Annotated in this window: 19 protein-coding genes and 1 tRNA gene; 8 read left to right on the top strand and 12 right to left on the bottom strand. The window is 31.2% G+C overall.

Annotated elements, in window-relative coordinates; all coding sequences use genetic code 11:
• Positions 1 to 52 precede the first annotated feature (52 nt).
• The 11 genes from CVO_RS04750 to CVO_RS04700 all read right to left on the bottom strand — a co-directional run bounded on the left by CVO_RS04750 (position 53) and on the right by CVO_RS04700 (position 6,359).
• Entirely contained in the window at positions 53 to 193 is a 141-nt protein-coding gene (locus CVO_RS04750; protein ID WP_159570407.1) for a hypothetical protein, read from the bottom strand.
• 28 nt (positions 194 to 221) lie between these two features.
• Positions 222 to 524 carry a hypothetical protein gene (locus CVO_RS04745; RefSeq protein WP_159570404.1) on the bottom strand — a complete coding sequence of 101 codons (303 nt, stop codon included), beginning with the start codon at positions 522 to 524 and terminating at the stop codon, positions 222 to 224.
• 114 nt (positions 525 to 638) lie between these two features.
• Positions 639 to 1,307 carry a nitroreductase gene (locus CVO_RS04740; RefSeq protein ID WP_159570401.1) on the bottom strand — a complete coding sequence of 223 codons (669 nt, stop codon included), beginning with the start codon at positions 1,305 to 1,307 and terminating at the stop codon, positions 639 to 641.
• A gap of 102 nt (positions 1,308 to 1,409) precedes the next feature.
• On the bottom strand, positions 1,410 to 2,588 hold the full coding sequence (locus tag CVO_RS04735; RefSeq protein WP_159570398.1) for a DNA cytosine methyltransferase: 1,179 nt from the start codon (positions 2,586 to 2,588) through the stop codon (positions 1,410 to 1,412).
• Positions 2,575 to 3,243, bottom strand: coding sequence for a hypothetical protein (locus CVO_RS04730; protein ID WP_159570395.1), 669 nt, complete (start codon positions 3,241 to 3,243; stop codon positions 2,575 to 2,577). Before CVO_RS04730 ends, CVO_RS04735 begins: the two co-directional genes overlap by 14 nt.
• A 257-nt stretch (positions 3,244 to 3,500) precedes the next feature.
• Complete coding sequence (locus CVO_RS04725) at positions 3,501 to 3,761, bottom strand: YqaE/Pmp3 family membrane protein (protein ID WP_159570392.1); 261 nt, start codon at positions 3,759 to 3,761, stop codon at positions 3,501 to 3,503.
• Positions 3,762 to 4,134: 373 nt separating this feature from the next.
• On the bottom strand, positions 4,135 to 4,296 hold the full coding sequence (locus CVO_RS04720; protein WP_188093948.1) for a hypothetical protein: 162 nt from the start codon (positions 4,294 to 4,296) through the stop codon (positions 4,135 to 4,137).
• Positions 4,297 to 4,414: 118 nt separating this feature from the next.
• Positions 4,415 to 5,128, bottom strand: coding sequence for an AbiU2 domain-containing protein (locus CVO_RS04715; protein ID WP_159570389.1), 714 nt, complete (start codon positions 5,126 to 5,128; stop codon positions 4,415 to 4,417).
• A gap of 4 nt (positions 5,129 to 5,132) precedes the next feature.
• Positions 5,133 to 5,585, bottom strand: coding sequence for a hypothetical protein (locus tag CVO_RS04710; RefSeq protein WP_159570386.1), 453 nt, complete (start codon positions 5,583 to 5,585; stop codon positions 5,133 to 5,135).
• Positions 5,582 to 6,058, bottom strand: a complete 477-nt coding sequence (locus CVO_RS04705; RefSeq protein ID WP_159570383.1) for a hypothetical protein — start codon at positions 6,056 to 6,058, stop codon at positions 5,582 to 5,584. The genes CVO_RS04710 and CVO_RS04705 overlap by 4 nt, the downstream gene beginning before the upstream one ends.
• Positions 6,048 to 6,359: a hypothetical protein gene (locus CVO_RS04700; RefSeq protein WP_159570380.1), complete on the bottom strand. Its 312-nt coding sequence runs from the start codon at positions 6,357 to 6,359 to the stop codon at positions 6,048 to 6,050. The genes CVO_RS04705 and CVO_RS04700 overlap by 11 nt, the downstream gene beginning before the upstream one ends.
• 531 nt (positions 6,360 to 6,890) lie before the next feature.
• On the opposite strand from CVO_RS04700, the gene CVO_RS04695 reads away from it, so the two are divergent.
• From CVO_RS04695 to CVO_RS04675, 5 genes are all read left to right on the top strand, one after another.
• The gene (locus CVO_RS04695; protein WP_159570377.1) at positions 6,891 to 7,967 is read left to right on the top strand and encodes a hypothetical protein; all 1,077 of its coding nucleotides are present in this window, start codon (positions 6,891 to 6,893) and stop codon (positions 7,965 to 7,967) included.
• A gap of 153 nt (positions 7,968 to 8,120) precedes the next feature.
• The gene (locus CVO_RS04690) at positions 8,121 to 8,375 is read left to right on the top strand and encodes a hypothetical protein (protein ID WP_159570374.1); all 255 of its coding nucleotides are present in this window, start codon (positions 8,121 to 8,123) and stop codon (positions 8,373 to 8,375) included.
• 135 nt (positions 8,376 to 8,510) lie between these two features.
• A complete protein-coding gene (locus CVO_RS04685) occupies positions 8,511 to 9,842 on the top strand; it encodes a hypothetical protein (RefSeq protein WP_241691019.1) in 1,332 nt (443 codons plus the stop codon).
• An 81-nt stretch (positions 9,843 to 9,923) separates the two neighbouring features.
• Positions 9,924 to 10,253, top strand: a complete 330-nt coding sequence (locus CVO_RS04680; protein WP_159570371.1) for a helix-turn-helix domain-containing protein — start codon at positions 9,924 to 9,926, stop codon at positions 10,251 to 10,253.
• Positions 10,189 to 11,259 (top strand): site-specific integrase, encoded by a 1,071-nt coding sequence (locus tag CVO_RS04675; RefSeq protein WP_241691018.1) that lies wholly within the window; start codon positions 10,189 to 10,191, stop codon positions 11,257 to 11,259. The genes CVO_RS04680 and CVO_RS04675 overlap by 65 nt, the downstream gene beginning before the upstream one ends.
• A 736-nt stretch (positions 11,260 to 11,995) precedes the next feature.
• Here the strand turns inward: CVO_RS04675 and CVO_RS04670 are convergent.
• A tRNA-Leu gene (locus tag CVO_RS04670) sits at positions 11,996 to 12,079 on the bottom strand.
• A gap of 240 nt (positions 12,080 to 12,319) precedes the next feature.
• Between CVO_RS04670 and CVO_RS04665 the strand changes: the two genes are divergently transcribed.
• The 3 genes from CVO_RS04665 to acnB all read left to right on the top strand — a co-directional run bounded on the left by CVO_RS04665 (position 12,320) and on the right by acnB (position 17,586).
• Positions 12,320 to 14,524, top strand: a complete 2,205-nt coding sequence (locus CVO_RS04665; protein WP_159570368.1) for an FtsK/SpoIIIE family DNA translocase — start codon at positions 12,320 to 12,322, stop codon at positions 14,522 to 14,524.
• Positions 14,524 to 14,916, top strand: coding sequence for a putative quorum-sensing-regulated virulence factor (locus CVO_RS04660; RefSeq protein ID WP_159570365.1), 393 nt, complete (start codon positions 14,524 to 14,526; stop codon positions 14,914 to 14,916). Before CVO_RS04665 ends, CVO_RS04660 begins: the two co-directional genes overlap by 1 nt.
• Positions 14,917 to 15,039: 123 nt before the next feature.
• Positions 15,040 to 17,586: a bifunctional aconitate hydratase 2/2-methylisocitrate dehydratase gene (acnB, locus tag CVO_RS04655; protein WP_159570362.1), complete on the top strand. Its 2,547-nt coding sequence runs from the start codon at positions 15,040 to 15,042 to the stop codon at positions 17,584 to 17,586.
• Positions 17,587 to 17,634 lie beyond the last annotated feature (48 nt).

Raw genomic sequence — 17,634 nt, 5'->3', positions numbered from 1 at the left:
TTTATCTCCACTTTATAGCTGTTTGTAATTGTCAATTTTTTCATTAATAGTTTTAAATTTTTATTATATCATTAACTTTAGTGTCCTGAGATTTAGTGGCATTATAGCCAAATCCAGAATTTTGCCATTCATCATGCTTTCGTTCTTTAACGCCTTTATACATTTTGCCTGATATTCCTGGAAGTAATGCCAAATGAACTGCATCCCATTCATTCGACATTTCAATATAAGGATTGGTTCGAAGTCCTTCTATGAAATATTTGATTTCTGAATTGAAATAATTCAGTAATGTCTTTAATTAAATCAAACCAATCTTTTTGATTTGCCTCATTAATTTCTGAAACAAATACTCGTTTTAATAACTCAACTTTATTTGACATTGATGCTTGTGGTATTAAAAGAAGAGAAGCTTGTTTTGAATTAGGTTTACATAAAGTTAAGATAGCGTTACGAATATCTGATTCTACAAATCCTGCATTTAAAACTAGCTGTCCCAATTGCTGCTGGAATTCTGGGCTATGCATTATTACTCCTATGTCTAATGTTTGAAATTACCAATCAAAAACTCGTGCGCGGCTTTTTGATTGGTCTCCTTTGGTTGGGTTATGCTATTACTGCCAAACAAACGATACTGATATCTATGAATCGTAAAAAGAAACAAACTCTTCCAATAAAATACGCTCTGTGCGATAATTATTGATCGGAGCACTGGTGTCTTCATAACCCAATGCTATGCCGCAAAGCAGTACTTTATCTTCTCCAATATCCAACTCCTTTTTGACGATAGCGGGAAACTCAGCTAAAGCAGCCTGAGGACAGCTCCCCAGTCCCAAGTCCGTTGCTGCCAACATAATGGATTGTAAAAACATGCCGTAATCCAGATAAGAACCTTTTTCCAATGCGGAATCGATAAAGAAGTACAAGACAACTGATGCGTCAAACGCTCTATAATTGGCTTTCCATTGAGCAATCTGCTTCTCTTTGTCTTCCCTATCGATCCCTAAAGTCTGATACATCAAAAGACCCGTCTCTTTTCTTCTACTTTTGTACGGTTCATCCCATTGAGGGGGATAATAGTGGTAATCCATCTTCGCTTTATTGCCACTTTCAAATGCTTCAATAACTTTAGTCTCAATATCTTTTTTTTTATCTCCGCTGACAACACAGACTGTCCAAGGTTGCATATTAACACCTGACGGGGCACATTTTGCATTTTCCAAAATAGTTTTTATGGTATCTTTTTCTACATATTTATCTAAAAAAGCTCTAACGGATTTTCGTTTTTGCAAAGCTTCTAATACATTCATTATTTTTCCTTTTGACTATCTATGGATTTACAGTAATTGTATAGTATAACGACTGAATTGAAAAACAAGGGGATATTTAAGAGTAAAAGTTTGATTTCAAATTTAACTTGCTTTCTTATTTAAAGTTTCAAACTCTCGCTCTATACCCTTGTTATTTTCCAACAATTTGTTATCTGTTTCTAAGTGCTGTTTAATTGAATTTTTTAAAACAATTGATAAAAAAGTAGGTACTGCGTTTCCTATTTGTAAATTTTTAGAGCTTCTTGAGCCATAAAAAATATAATTATCTGGAAAACATTGTATTCTTGCACCTTCTCTTGTTGTTAATGGTCTTGGTGCTTTTGGATGAATACATCTTGATGATGATGGAGTACTTAAATTCCTTGTGATTGTTGGTGCTGGTCGTTCCCACCATAATCTACAATATGTATTTTTAAATCCACTATTTGGTCTTAATTCTTCTGGTACATCTTGTGGTGTTCCTCCATCAGGTAAACACTCCATTAGTTGAACTAACTTATCATTGTTTTTTGGTGCATTATGATCCATTAATTTTTCAGGTGCTTTTTTTCTCATTAATTTTTGAAATTCATTTTTTGCTTCACTACTATATTCGAAACTCTCTTGATTATTTTTGATAAATGGTAAATCACTTATCGCTTCTGATAGTGTTAAATAAGGTTTTAAGTCTTGATTGGAAATATTACTATCATTTGCACTATAATGAGTTGGTTTAGGATATTTAAATTCTTGATTTAATTTTGTACCAATTATTATAACTCTTTCTCTAATTTGAGGAACACCATAATCTGCTGAATTTAAAACTTCATATTTAACTTTATATCCCAATGATTCAAAAAGAGATAGTATCGTTTTTAACAATTCTCCTTTTTGCATTGATACAAGTCCTTTAACATTTTCAAACAAAAATATTTTTGGATTTAACTCTTCTAAAACTCTATAATATTCTTGAAATAATTTACCTCTTGGGTCATTAATTAATCTTTTACCAACTGTTGAAAATGCTTGACAAGGAGGACCACCTACAATTATATCAATATCACCTTTTTTAATTTGTAAATCAGAGTTAAGATTTTCAAGTCCAAAATCTTTTATATCACAATTATACATTTTAACAGTCGGATGATTTAGTGAATAAGCTTTTGCCATATCAGGTAAAAGTTCATTTGCTGCTACTATTTCAAAGTTTTCATCATAAGCAAAGCCATAACTCAGTCCACCAACTCCTGCAAATAAATCTAAAACTTTAAACTTTTTCATTTAAAACCTTATTTAATTCTTTAATTAGATTTTTAATTGAAAATGAAAAAACATTAGTATTGTTTAATAATATTTGATAAGCTGGTTTTCCATATGGCTGATGGTATTGAATATATTTTATATTATCATTATTTCTTTTTAAATTAATAAAATAAAATTCTTTATTATAGATGTCTATGCATATAAGTAATGCTTGTTTCTCTTTAAGATTTTCAAATTTATTATCTCTTAAATCTATTCGTTGGTATGCTTTCCAATAGTTTGTATATGAATTGACTAGCTCTACATTTATTAACTCATTATCCTTTTTAATACAAAAGTCACTATCTGTAGAAACTTTGCTACTAGGTAAAATATTCCTTTCTCTATCAGCACCATATAAATCAATTTCAAAACTATCTCTTAAATAAATCAAAACAGTATCTTCATAGACCCAAGATGAAACTAAATCTTTTGCATATTCTTCTATAGTTCGTTTATCTCTTTGATGCTTACAGCTCTGAAGTGATTTCCACACATCTGAATATTCTACTTGTAATTTTTCAAAATTATTTTCTAAAATATAAATATTACTTTGCGAATAATCATAGTCCTTTGCAACATCAGCTAAATTCTTTTTAAATAAATTACTTAATCCATTATATATATTATTCATAATAGTTTCCCACAAAAAAACTTTTTACATCACCTTGATTCGTAAAACCAAGCTCTTTTCTATATTCTCTAAAATATTGTGTTCTTATTATCGTACTCATTATTTTACTAATCCTTTTAATATTTTTAATCTTATCTAAAGTTTACTATTGACTTTATAAATTATTAAAATATAAAAATTTACTTTCATCAGATAACATTTGAACACACCAATATGAAACCCGCGTGCGGGTTTCATATTGGTAGTGCCGTGATTTGTTATGCTTCGCTTGTTGAAGCAGATGAACTTTGGATTTCTGCGGCTAGCTTTTTTCCCATTGGAGAATCTAAAGGAACCATGTTTGAAGCACCACAGAATGGACATGCATTATATCTAGTTGTCAATCGCCATATGGAATAAATAATTCCCGGCACAATAAATAGGAACCACAAAATAACCTCCATAAAAAAGCTTCCCTTGGTAACTTTTTTTGGATGACCTATATAACCACAATTCGTACAAATAAGCTCTTTAGCCACTATGACTCCTTTTTAGCATAACTATTTATTACAGAGTTATAGCAATTAAAAACTAAAGATACCCATAAAAGCGTACTTTTGCAACTCTCATCAAATTGGATATTAAATATAATATAGTTATATATTGGTACATTTTGGACACACCTATGATTAAAAGATAAATTATTAGTAGCTCCGAATACTGGAGCCGACTACAATTTATTAAACAACCCTAAAGCTTGTTATTTAGGTAGTTTTAGAGATATAATCTCTTCGGATTATGACACACAAAAGTCTAAAAAAGATACAATTTCTTTGCGAATGTACAAAGTTAATCGAACTTTTTATTACCGGAGAAGAATAAACTATAAACTTTTTAGAGTATCATTACGTACTAAAGATATAAAAATTGCACTAAAACGCAAAAAACTTCTTGACATGGTAGATGATGAGCAAATGTATCTCTACTGATACCAAGTTTACGAGCAATGGAACTTTTACTCAGCCCATCTTTGAGCATTTTATGAATCATTTTTACTTCACCTTTTTTAAGCATTCGTCTCCTTTCAAATTTTTGAAAAAAGACTTTAACAGAACTAATCTGTTTCTTTAAGCTTTTGGTTGTAAAAACTACTTTTTAAGCAGCTTTCATACTGCCTATTTTAACTCCGCCGTTAACAAATATCATTTAGTTCTAATAGCATTCTTTTTAAAGAATGCCCATTTCTTTTGGCATCAGAGCTAAGAGACCTAGATGCTGCAAGGAAAACATGTTCTATAATATCTAAATATTCAATCACATATACAGATAATTTATCTAATTTATCCCATGTGGTTTTTTCAAGGCTAATAGTTTTTTTATCTGAATGAGCAATTTTTGTATCTCTTAAACTTTTTAGAGCTTTTATATCATCTTCATACTCTTCTATAATATCTTTATGTTTAGCGATTATATGTGCTATTATTTTGCATGAATAATTTTTGTCGAATTTATGTTTTGATTGACTAGAAAGGAGTTTTCCATCATCATCAAATGTAGTTTCAAAAATAACTTCACTAGCTTCAAAGTCAATTTGAAAGTGCTTGTAATCTTCATTATCAACAATTTCCAAAGTTGGTAGTTGCCTTATATTTGTCAAGATGTAGTTATTTATACTATTGATGTTTACACTATTTTTATTAATCTCAAATATTTTTGCTAGAGATAGAATTGCGTTTTGAATGGCTAGTTGTTGAGTAGCTACAAAGAACTTTTGATATTTCTTTACGCTAGGTGTTTTTGAGTATTCAGATATCGTATAAAGTATAGATATAGAAGAGGTAAATTCATAAAGGTTTTCCGATGTTTTTTGCGTGAAATCTCGTACTTTTAATTGAAATGTATTCAAAGGTTTATTTTATTTTTTTACAAGTTTTTTTATCTACTTTATGACTAAATAAAAAGTGAGCTTGAACATCATCATAAGTATATTGAACTATTAAGTTCTTGTTTCTAATTAAGTTACCCATGATTAGTTCATTACAAATAACTTGCCTATCTTCTTGTTGCATTACATCAATAATTTTTGTCTTTTGTTGTTTCCTATTCCACAATTTTGCAAACTCTTTATCTTGTATGTCAAGTTCTTTAGCATATGTTAAGGTATTCTTGTGTGAATATACACGTCTCAATCTAGTAGCCCTATCTACTCTCATGGGTAAAGATTTGGAAGCTTCACTTGTTAGTGTACGTAATATTTGAGATAAAGGAATTTGATTAAAAATTTCATTTGTTTTTTTCGCATCACTTGCATAATCAGAAAATAATAAAGTAAAAGTAAAAAACATGCTTATAACTATTTTCATTTATTATCCCTTAAAATCCAATCTAAACTTTTTGATAAAAAAATTGGAATTAAAAATGTAGCAATAGTTAAGTAATCCCCAATTATAGAAGTACTTCTATATCCATCAAATAAGGTCGAGTTTATTTTAAATCCACTATAACTACTATATGAAAAAATTAAATCCCAATTTTCATTTGATATATCGAATATAAATAAAACTATAAGAAAAAATATTTGAGTTACAATAAAAACTTTGTAAAATTTGACATTAGTAAATGATGCTTCAATAAAGTTTTGAGTTTTTATTTTTTCAATATTAGAAGTTTGTTCTTTGGTTTTGTTTTTTCTAAAATCTATCCACCATGTAAGAGTTAATAAGAAAATAGAAAATCCAATATATATAGCAAATATAATTAGGTCCATTTCATTGGTTGTGCTTTGAATAGGAACATCCATATTGCTAGGCTTTCCTATGGGTATATTATTTTCCACTTGATACATTATCTTTATTCCCTTTTTTAAATATTTTAGCAATAAAAAAAACTATGTACACTACAAATGAAAGTTGAATTAACATTCCTAATGCACCTCTTGAAAAAGAAGCTATTCCCGAAAGTGTTGGTTGGTTTGCTTCTTTCATCATTTCATAGTGAAAAGAATTTGTGTAATTATAGATAGACACAAAACCAACTATTATTGAGATACTTACTATGATGGACATAATTTTAAAATGACTTCTAGTTTGATATAAACTTATACCTAATATTATTCCTAAAGCAAGTGAAATGAGCATGTATTGAGCCTTGTTTTTTTATTTTCAAATATTATATCTAATTAATTATTATGAGATAAGGAATATCAATGGTTAATTTTAGATTTTTAAAAGTTGATATACTATGTTATTAAAAGTATAAATTTATTATACGAGGAGTATTTAATGATACAAATGTTCGAAGCCAAAGATTTGAAGGCCCTATTTTACGAAGTTTTAAGTGAAATGGCTCCGAATACTGGAGAATCTTAAAATAAACTTAAAAGCATAAAATAGCCACTTCTGACACTCTAATCTATCAAAAAAAGACATTAAAAGACATTACTTTAGCTACTCGGTAGCTAAAAAATGATTTTCTCAATCAAAAACTTTTTAAAATTAAGTTACATAATATGCATGTAACCTCATTTTTATTCATTTAGACAAACATAATGTTAAAATAAGAGTAAAAAGTATTAAACTTATAAAAATAGAGATTGATAAAAATGAATAATAACATTTCAAAGATATTTGAAAACCATAATGCCACTAAATCTCAGGATATAAAAATAAATGTACGAACTTCAAAACATAAATCAAGACATAGTTAAAAAATACTACGACTCAATATTTAAAGCAATGCAAAAAAAGAATTGGCATAGTATAGCTTGTTTATCTATTGAGTCAACTTTTCATGAAATGCTTCCAAACTTCCCAAAATATGGACTAGAAAAATATATAAAAAATTTGCTAAAGCCTGTTCTAGAAGCCAAAGAAAACAACTTTAAAGTTCGTGATTTTATAGATGACAACGAGAGAGAAGAAGTATATGAGCATACTTATGGAGATTTAATAAATGAGCTTCAAAATAGCAATGATATAGAAGATAAATACAATCTTGAGTTGTTATATAATATTTATGATTTATTGAAATATGACAAAGTTGTAATAATCAATGATGAAAAATATTTGCACTCATGTTTTTATATAAATCTATACGCAAAACTTCATTTAAAAGCATATAATGAGTTAGAAATAAGCTATAAACAAAAACCGTCAAATAGAAATATTGATACAGCTACAAATGGAAGCAAAGATATAAAAGACAAAGTTGCTTTTTTAAATCCAATGTTTAAACCTGCTATAGAAAATGTGTTTGCCGATAATAAATCAGAAAAATTAAAACTAGGCTTTATTGAAAATTACGAGAATGAATATAGAATAATTGCAAGAAGTGTTCATGAACTTGCTAGACTAAAACAGTATTCAGATAATTTTGAGATTAATGAACTTGCAAATTTAGAGCCATATATTAATAGTGATGGGCATATTACAAATCACGATCTATATATCAGTTGGTACGCATATTTGTTCACTATATATAAAGATTATGACATACCCGTAACAAATAAAATAAAACTTGCTCAATTATCATCATATGTTATTTTTCCAAAACTAAGAGGAAATGAAAAGCCGATTATAAATGAGAAAACAGCGATAAAACCAATCCGTGAAGTAGCTTTTTTTAAAGGGCTTAGACTTTTAGATTTTACAGACAATAGAACGAAAATAAAAAAGACGGATGATGAGATTAAATTTACAGAAAACTACCTTGTCACAGTCACAAAATATCTTAATAAATACAGTTAAGAATAAATTAAACTTTCGAGACTTACCTATCTAACATTTTTTTTACTGACACGGCTCCCATCAATTTACTAAACTACCATATCAAATTTGAAATTCGCAAAAGCGAAACGTACTTAATGCATTGAGGTTATTTTAACTTCAAAGGATATGAAAATGCATATCATCAAAGCAAAACTTTTCGGAGTTTTTATTAGTTCGGATTTTACTAAAGAGGATGGAACTGTCGTTCCTGGAAAACCAAAGTTACAGCTCTTAGAAGAGGTAACTTTAAAAAACGGTGAGAAAAAAAGTGAACTTTTGGATATCTCTATCCCAAAAGAGAAGCTAAATCTCTATAAGGACAAAATCGGCTCAACGGTAGAGGTCGCAGTCGGTGTCATAGGAAAGTGTAGTTACTACGGTATCTAATATATAACTCATAGCAAGAGAGGCACTTTTTATCTTTTTTAGGCGACTAAAAAAATAAAAGTGCGGCTCTTGCCTAGAGATTTGTATCCGAGTTCTTGGTAACACTCGGTTCTTAACATATTTCAAGGTAAAAAGATGGAAGATAAAAATAACACTTCCGCTAAATTGCCAGATGTGATTAGCGGAATAGATACCCTTTACTACTTCTATGAGTCCAATGATCTATATGACGACTTCTTCTTAGATATATTAGACCAGCTAGAAGATAGCAAAGGAAGATTTGAAAAACGAGATATCTCGTACTCAAATAAAGATTTAAAGGTTGCAATCAGCAATCAAGTTTTTGAGTTTAACGGTAAGGCACAGGGCTTTTACTGGTTCACTCATTTGGATAACTTTTTAACGGTTGGATTTAAAGACAATCTGACGAACAGAGCTTTAAACGATATACAGGTACAGTTTACAGCGGTCGGGATTTATACGTTGGGATTAAAAGCACTTCTTAGATATACGGATGATATATTTAAAGATGTTACAACAGGCTATAAACCAGTTACTAGAGCTGATTTAAATATATTTGTTCAATCTGACATGTCATGGCTTCAAAAGGATATGTTTGTATCTCGTAAACGTAGATATACAACTCATTTAAAAGAGGTTTCCTCTAAATATAGACTTCAAACTCTATATATTGGAAAAGAGCCGTTTTTACTTCGTCTCTATGACAAAAAAGAGGAGCTGAAAAACTCTAAAAAGAGTGAGTTAATGTATGAGTATTTTTTAAATAGCGGCTTTAACCGTGAGGATGATATCTTCAACATAGAGTTCGAGATGCACAGAAAGCACTTAAAAGCCTATGGAATTGATACGGTAGATGACTTGCTAGGACATGCCGAAAAACTGTTCCGTGACTCTATGGATGCAATCAGATTAGTAGATTTATCTACGATATCAGAGAACTCTATCAATTCGCAAAACAGATATAAAGCAGAGATTCATCCTTTATGGAAGTATCTTAGCGACTCGTACAAACTAAAAGATTTTTTAGCACTTGATATGCCGCTAGAGAGACTAAAGAGAAAAAACTACTCTTACACTATTGAAGATGCCATAAAAGAGCAATTGATACTTGCAAAAAAAGCATATATTCATAACATTATAGTTGATGAGCGGTTTTATGAAGAGGTATTGGAGGCGTTTCAAAGGAGCAAAGAACCTAAATATTTAGTTACTCAACCTCAAGAATCAGAGATTAAAGAAGAGTTGATAATTGTTCATGAAACTATATCAGAGTCTATAAATCTAAAAGAGCTTAATGATTTAGAGCTAGAGAAGTATATAAAAATGCTAGAAAATCTTATGACAGATCCAGACTCTGATTTAAAAGCTCTTATGAAAAAAAATGAACTGGCGTTTATAGAGTTAAAATGCAGAGGTAAATCATCTTATGATGATTTTCCTTTTTAGGCGGTGTGGTATGTGTATTAAATTTAGAGGACTTTATTTCTTAAATAAAGGTCTAGCAAACGATAGTGCGGTAGGTGTGTCATGAATGTTGAATTTGAAAATATAAACCTTATAAAGCAGATATCAAATGATATGCAATTACTGAAAAAATTATTGGTAGATACAAGTGTGAAACGCTGGTTAAGCGTCAAAGAGTTAGCAATATATCTTAGCTATTCAAAGGATAGAATTTATAAAATAAAAGATACTACCTTTATCGAGGGCATACATTTTTACAAAAAGAGTGGTAAAATACTCTTTGATAGAGTTGCAATTGATGAATGGGTTATCTCTAAGGAGACAACAAATGAAATTAATCAATCGCAAAGGCAAGCTGTGGATAACATTTTATCATCAATCAAAAAGATATAGACGCTCTTTGAGTTTAGATGATACAAAGGTCAACCGCAAACTAGCCGAAACTAAACTAATTCCTGAAATAGTACACAAACTAAATCAAGATAAGTTCCTTGAAACTACTAATGTTAAAAAAGTACCAACAGTAGATGAATTTATGCAAATAAGCTTTAAAATTCACGAAGTTTATAGAAGAGCTTTAAGTCAAGAGAATCATAAATATATTTATGAGAGACATATAAAACCTAAGTTTGGCAATAAAAGGATAGATGAGATTAAACCCTCTGAAATCGCCACTTGGCAAGCAAAACTTCTTGAAACTTTATCTACTAAATCGCTCTCTATGATAAGAGCAGTTTTTAATGTAATGTTCAATGATGCACTTGCAGACGAACTCATTACTAGAAATCCTCTTAAACTTGTAAAAAAGCCTAAGAATATTGCAGTAAATGAGATAAAGCCTTTTAAACAAGAGGAGATATTTACTATCTTAGAACATGTTCAAGAAAGGATGAGGGCAGTATTTGCAATAGGGTTTTTTACCGGCATGAGAACAGGTGAAATATTAGCTCTTAAATGGAGTGATATAGATTTTGAAAATAATATTATCAGAGTAAGACGAGCTAAACGACACAATATTGTGTCAAATCCTAAAACTAAATCTAGTATTAGAGATGTAGATATCATAGATATATTACTTCCCTATTTACAAAATCATCAAAAGTATAAAATTGATGAAAGTGAATATCTCTTTAACAGCTTTTATAAAAAGCCGTTTACAGACTTTGCGTGTATCTCTAAAACTTATTGGAGAAGTATATTCGATAAGTTGGATATAGAGTATAGAAACCCTTATCAGATGAGACATACTTTTGCAAGTATGATGATTAGCAATGGGGAAGATATATTATGGGTTAGTAAAATGCTAGGTCATACAACTTCTGCTATTACACTCACTATGTATGCAAGATATGTAGAGAACAAAGATAAAAAACGAGGTGCTTTTTTAATAGCTTCATAACTTGTATCCTGACACAAAAGGGCACAAGTTTGGGCACACCTGCAAAACAAAGTATGTTTAAGCCCATAGTTTAGGGCTTTTTACCCTACTGATTCTATAACTATTTATTTAACGAACATTATATATAAAACAACTTGATATTTGCTAAATAAATGAACACAGAAAATGTTCATTTAAATGATAAAAATATGACAAAATACACTGTTTTGGCTATTTTTAGTTAAAATCTTTTAAATATCAATATACATTTAAAAATGTTTTTGCCGTTATTTAAATATTTAGTCGTTTAAATGGATGAAAATGATGTTAAATGTACATTATGTCATTTAATTTTAGTAGTATTATGATGAAGAAAAAAACTATAATAAATCTGCTTGATTTTTAATCATAGATCTTTTAGCTACTTGGTAGCTAGACATATGTTTTTTAATGTCTTTCTTTGATAGATTAGAGTGTCAAAAATGGATATTTTAGGGCTTTTAATTGAAATATGTATGAAGAATTAACGCTTTGGCATTTATTTTATAAACATATGACAAATATATAATTTAAGTTAAATTTATATCTTTATTTAAAGAGGATTTTAGTTTTTTTAGTAATGTAGATTGTCTATATAATATAGTGTATTTTACTACTGAAAGTATCAGTAAAAGTATCAGTAAAAAGCTATAAATATCACTGATAGTTGAAGATTTTTCTCTTTGAAAACCCCTATTTATAGGGCTTTGATGACTAGTGGTACCAGAGAGGGGACTTGAACCCCTACGCCCGAAGGCAGCGGATTTTGAATCCGCCGTGTATACCATTTCACCACTCTGGCATAAAAGATGCAATGATAGTGAGTTGTAACTTAAATGTAAATTAGAATATCTTTTTTAGTTCCAAAAAAGTAAAAAAAGTATGTAAAAATTTGAAAATATCTAAGTTATAAGAGAACTTAAAAATCCTTTATAAAGCATTTTTTGTTATACTTCATTTTTATTATGTTAAGAAGTTGTTTTACTTTGGGTCACATTATTTAAATTTAATTTTTTTTAAAATTTTAAAAGGAAATTCTAGTTTGAAAGATACTTTATTTATAATAAGTTTTGGTTTACTAATCTATTTTGGATTTGCAACAATTTTTGGTTCTACAGCCTTAATGGGAAGTTATGGTGCAACTTTTGCATTCTACAATCATAAATATTTTGGTTATGTTTCTTATATTTACATATTTGCTTTTATGATTCCTCTTTATTATTTTTACAAAGACAGCAGATTAAATATAAGAAAAGTCGAGTTAACTGTGGCTTCTTTTTTAATCTTTTTCTCTTTTTTGTTAGCACAGGCAATATTGATAAAGGATAATCTACGAGGAGAAGTAGGTGCTGGTTTTGCCAATTTTTTATCTCCATATATCGGTTCTTTTGGTCTCTGGACATTTTGGTTTATTATAACATTGTTGTCTATAGTTATTATTTTTGATAAAAGCGCCCATGAAATAGTAGATATTTTTTTAAATAAGATAAAAATAAAATTTTTAGATAAACAAAATTCTACTTTAAAAAAGCCTATGAAAAGCACTTTTATTAAAGAAAAAAACATAAATAAAAATGTTAAACAAGAAGGTGATATAGCAGTAGAGTCTGCTGTAGAGAAGATTGAAGAAGAGATAGACAAACCTGCATATTTAAGAAAAGAGATCAACTCCGAAGTAAAAGAAGAGGACTCTTTAAAATCTGTAGAATCTTCAAAAGAGAAAAAACATCATAATATTATAGATTTAGTTCAGGAGATAAAAGAGCAAAAAAATGCAATTGTAGTTGATGAGCTTGAAGAGAATGCAAAACTTTTGGAATCTATAGAAAAGGGAGAAGTTGAAAAACCAAAAAATTTCAAGCTTCCGCCTATTGATTTTTTACAAAAACCAAATAATAAAACCCACAGCGTAGATGAGAGTGAGCTAGATGACAAAATAAAGTTTCTTATAGAAAAACTGGCTCATTTTAAAATCGAAGGTGATGTTGTAAGAACATATGCAGGTCCGGTTGTTTCAACATTTGAATTTAAACCCGCTGCAAATGTAAAAGTCTCTAGAATTTTAAATCTTCAAGATGATTTAGCCATGGCACTTAGTGCAGAAACTATTCGTATACAGGCACCGATCCCTGGAAAAGATGTTGTCGGGATTGAGATACCTAATGAGAAAATAGACACAATCTACTTAAGAGAGCTTATAGATAGCAAACTTTTCAAAGAGTCATCTTCTCCATTAACTATTGTTTTGGGAAAAGATATAGTGGGCAAGCCATTTATAACTGATTTGAAAAAACTTCCGCATCTTCTTATAGCCGGAACAACGGGGAGCGGAAAAAGCGTTGGTATTAACGCTATGATACTCTCTCTTTTATACAAAAATTCACCGGATAAATTGAGACTTCTCATGATTGATCCTAAAATGCTTGAATTTTCGATCTATAATGATATTCCTCATCTTCTAACCCCGGTTATTACAAAAGCTAAACAAGCGATTGTTGCACTGAATAACATGGTACATGAGATGGAGAGACGCTACTCTCTTATGAGTATTAATAGAACAAAAAATATAGAAGGGTATAACGAGAAAGTTAAAAAAGAGGGTGGAGAGCATCTTCCTTATATCGTAGTTATTATAGATGAACTTGCTGATTTGATGATGACAAGCGGAAAGGATGTTGAATACTCAATTGCAAGACTTGCACAGATGGCAAGGGCATCTGGTATACATCTTGTTGTAGCAACTCAAAGACCTTCAGTCGATGTCGTAACAGGACTTATAAAAGCAAATCTTCCTTCACGCATATCGTATAGAGTAGGGCAGAAAGTTGATTCTAAAATTATTTTAGATCAGCAGGGTGCAGAATCGCTTTTAGGAAAAGGCGACATGCTCTTTACACCTCCGGGTTCGACCGGTTTAGTCCGTCTACATGCACCTTGGAGTACAGAAGAGGAGATAGAAAAAATTGTTAATTTTATAAAATCACAAAGAGAAGCAAATTATGATAAAAGTTTTTTGGTTGAAGAGAGTGAAGAGAGTGCTTCATCATCCGGTGATACATATGAAGAGTTGGACCCTCTATTTGATGAAGCAAAAAATGTTGTCTTAACAGATAGAAAAACCTCCATTTCATATCTTCAGAGAAAACTGCAAATCGGTTATAACAAATCTGCAAGACTTATTGAGCAGCTAGAAGGTGAAGGAGTGCTTTCTGCCCCTAATTCTAGAGGAATTCGTGAAATTATTTAATGATAGTGCCATATTTTATTTTCACAAAATATCCCAACTCTTTTAGTGTGTATGTAAAAAACCTAGAAGATTTATCAGTAGAGCAAATACAAAAAATCGAAGCTTTTGTTAAAGAGAGAAAGGGTATTTTTGATTTTAGCTCTTATGCTTTTGTTATTCAAAAAAGATTGGAATTTGGTGAGTTTGTTTCACTTTTGCAAAAAATCTCAATCAATGCAAAATGCGAAGAAAAATTTTTAAAAACACAGCAGACACAAAGAGTTGAGTTTGGAAAATATAAGGGATTGACATATAGCGATCTGCCAGATTCATACCTTTTATGGTTAAAAAGTAACTATAAAGGAAAAAATAGAGATGCTATTGATGCTGAATTGCATTATAGAGAGTTGTAGATGTTACCAAAGTAAACATATTTTAAATAAATCACAAAGCTTTTGTTTACTTTGGTAACACATATGATTTGCTGTTTACTTATTTAGTTATAATCTTCTTTAAATTTATAAACAGGAATGACAATGGCATTTTTAGAAGAGTATAAAGCACATATAGCTGAGAGAGAGACACTTGGTGTTCCACCATTACCGCTTTCTGCAGAGCAAACAGTAGAATTAATAAAATTGATAAAATCTGAGTGTACGCAAGAGTTGTTAGATCTATTGACAAATCGTGTATCACCTGGTGTTGATGATGCTGCTTATGTTAAAGCAGCATTTTTAAATGATGTAGTTCTTGGTAATACTAAAGTTTCTGCTATTTCTCCTGAAAAAGCAGTTGAGATGTTGGGTATGATGCTTGGTGGTTACAATGTAAAACCATTAGTAGATGCTCTTACTTCTGAGAATGAAGCTGTTGTTGAAGCTGCTAAAGAGGCTTTAAAACATACCCTTCTTGTATATGATGCATTTAATGATGTAGAAGAGTTGCATAAATCAGGCAATAAAGCTGCAACGGAAGTTATGACTTCATGGGCAAATGCTGAATGGTTTACATCTAAACCTGAACTTTCAGATGCAATTACAGTTACAGTATTTAAAGCTGCTGGTGAGACAAATACGGATGATTTATCACCTGCTTCTGAAGCTTTTACCCGTTCAGATATTCCGCTTCATGCAAACTCTATGCTTGTGGCAAAAATGGATGATCCTATCAATACCATCAAAAAATTAAAAGAGATGGGCAATCCAATTGCTTATGTCGGTGATGTTGTTGGAACGGGTTCAAGCCGCAAATCTGGTGTAAACTCAGTTCAGTGGCATATGGGCGAGGATATTCCCGGTGTTCCAAACAAGCGTACCGGCGGTGTAGTTCTTGGTGGAATTATTGCTCCTATATTTTTTGCAACATGTGAGGATTCAGGGGCGCTTCCTTTAGAACTTGATGTAAGTGAAATGGAAACGGGCGATGTTGTAACTATCTATCCATATAAAGGCGAAGCACATAAAGATGGAAAATGTATTGCAACATTTAAATTAAATCCTAATACAATTACTGATGAAGTTCGTGCAGGTGGGCGTATTCCACTTATTATTGGCCGTGGTTTAACTGCAAAAGCTCGCGGAGTACTTGGGCTTGGTACGACAGATATTTTTCTAACTCCTGAACAGCCTGAAGATAATGGTAAAGGATATACTCTAGCTCAAAAAATGGTTGGGCGTGCATGTGGAATGGAAGGTGTTAAACCGGGTATGTATGTTGAGCCTGTAACTTCAACAGTAGGTTCACAAGATACAACAGGGCCTATGACAAGAGATGAAATTGTAGAGCTTGCGGCACTTGGATTTGGTGCTGATTTGGTAATGCAGTCATTTTGTCATACGGCAGCATATCCTAAGCCTTCAGATGTTGAAATGCATCACACTTTGCCAGACTTTATTTCTAAGCGTTCTGGTGTTGCTCTTCGCCCTGGTGATGGAGTTATCCACTCATGGTTAAATAGAATGGTGCTTCCAGACACCGTTGGTACCGGTGCAGACAGCCATACTCGTTTTCCTATAGGTATATCTTTTCCTGGAGGTTCAGGCATCGTTGCTTTTGCAGGTGTTACCGGTTCTATGCCGCTTACTATGCCAGAATCTGTACTTGTAAGATTTAGCGGTGAGCTTCAACCTGGTATTACTCTTCGTGATTTAGTAAATGCTATTCCATATCAAGCAATTAAAGAGGGACTTTTAACTGTTGAGAAAAAAGGTAAGAAAAATATTTTTGCAGGTCGTATTTTAGAGATAGAAGGTTTACCTGATTTAAAAGCTGAGCAGGCATTTGAACTTTCAGATGCATCAGCTGAAAGAAGTGCTGCTGCATGTACTGTTCTTCTAAATGAAGATCCAGTTATTGAATATCTAAAGTCAAATATCGTTCTTTTAAACTCTATGATTGAAGCCGGTTATGAAGATAAGCGCACACTACAGCGCCGTATCGATAAAATGAATGAGTGGCTTGCTAATCCATCTCTTATGAAACCTGATGCTGATGCGGAGTATGCGGCTGTAATTAATATTGATTTAAATACGATTACTGAACCGATTTTAGCTTGTCCAAATGATCCTGATGATGTTGCGACTCTAACAGAAGTTTTAGCAGATCCTAAGCGTCCTCATATTATCAATGAAGTATTCGTAGGTTCATGTATGACAAATATAGGTCACTACCGTGCACTTGGTGAAGTTTTAAAAGGAGAGGGTGCTGTTCCGACTCGTTTGTGGATCTGTCCTCCGACAAAAATGGATGAGAAACAACTTACAGAAGAGGGTTATTACTCTATTTTTGGAACTTCTGGTGCTAGAACTGAGATTCCTGGATGTTCTTTATGTATGGGAAATCAAGCGCGTGTTGCAGATAATGCCGTTGTATTTTCTACTTCAACTCGTAATTTTGATAACCGCTTAGGCAAGGGTGCAAAAGTTTATTTAGGTTCAGCAGAACTTGCAGCAGTATGTGCAATGTTGGGATATCTGCCGACAAAAGAGGAGTATTTAAATATTGTTCCTAAAAAAATAGGCGGTAAAGAAGCTGATATATATAAATATCTTAACTTTAACCTTATAAAAGATTATAAACTATAATATATATCTGCATAAGAGAATTTAAATAGATTCTCTTATGTTAGAACC

The sequence above is a fragment of the Sulfurimonas sp. CVO genome, assembly GCF_009883775.1.
Lineage (GTDB): Bacteria > Campylobacterota > Campylobacteria > Campylobacterales > Sulfurimonadaceae > Sulfurimonas > Sulfurimonas xiamenensis.
Note: the sequence above shows the minus strand (reverse complement) of the source record. Positions and strands in the feature narration are given on the sequence as shown.

What these genes read in the sequence shown, in the direction of transcription:
- CVO_RS04745 (WP_159570404.1), bottom strand. Translation starts at nt 524, where the DNA reads ATGCATAGCCCAGAATTCCAGCAGCAATTGGGACAGCTAGTTTTAAAT.
- CVO_RS04740 (WP_159570401.1), bottom strand. Translation starts at nt 1,307, where the DNA reads ATGAATGTATTAGAAGCTTTGCAAAAACGAAAATCCGTTAGAGCTTTT.
- CVO_RS04735 (WP_159570398.1), bottom strand. Translation starts at nt 2,588, where the DNA reads ATGAAAAAGTTTAAAGTTTTAGATTTATTTGCAGGAGTTGGTGGACTG.
- CVO_RS04730 (WP_159570395.1), bottom strand. Translation starts at nt 3,243, where the DNA reads ATGAATAATATATATAATGGATTAAGTAATTTATTTAAAAAGAATTTA.
- CVO_RS04720 (WP_188093948.1), bottom strand. Translation starts at nt 4,296, where the DNA reads ATGCTTAAAAAAGGTGAAGTAAAAATGATTCATAAAATGCTCAAAGAT.
- CVO_RS04710 (WP_159570386.1), bottom strand. Translation starts at nt 5,585, where the DNA reads ATGAAAATAGTTATAAGCATGTTTTTTACTTTTACTTTATTATTTTCT.
- CVO_RS04700 (WP_159570380.1), bottom strand. Translation starts at nt 6,359, where the DNA reads ATGCTCATTTCACTTGCTTTAGGAATAATATTAGGTATAAGTTTATAT.
- CVO_RS04695 (WP_159570377.1), top strand. Translation starts at nt 6,891, where the DNA reads ATGTACGAACTTCAAAACATAAATCAAGACATAGTTAAAAAATACTAC.
- CVO_RS04690 (WP_159570374.1), top strand. Translation starts at nt 8,121, where the DNA reads ATGCATATCATCAAAGCAAAACTTTTCGGAGTTTTTATTAGTTCGGAT.
- CVO_RS04685 (WP_241691019.1), top strand. Translation starts at nt 8,511, where the DNA reads ATGGAAGATAAAAATAACACTTCCGCTAAATTGCCAGATGTGATTAGC.
- CVO_RS04680 (WP_159570371.1), top strand. Translation starts at nt 9,924, where the DNA reads ATGAATGTTGAATTTGAAAATATAAACCTTATAAAGCAGATATCAAAT.
- CVO_RS04675 (WP_241691018.1), top strand. Translation starts at nt 10,189, where the DNA reads ATGAAATTAATCAATCGCAAAGGCAAGCTGTGGATAACATTTTATCAT.
- CVO_RS04660 (WP_159570365.1), top strand. Translation starts at nt 14,524, where the DNA reads ATGATAGTGCCATATTTTATTTTCACAAAATATCCCAACTCTTTTAGT.
- acnB (WP_159570362.1), top strand. Translation starts at nt 15,040, where the DNA reads ATGGCATTTTTAGAAGAGTATAAAGCACATATAGCTGAGAGAGAGACA.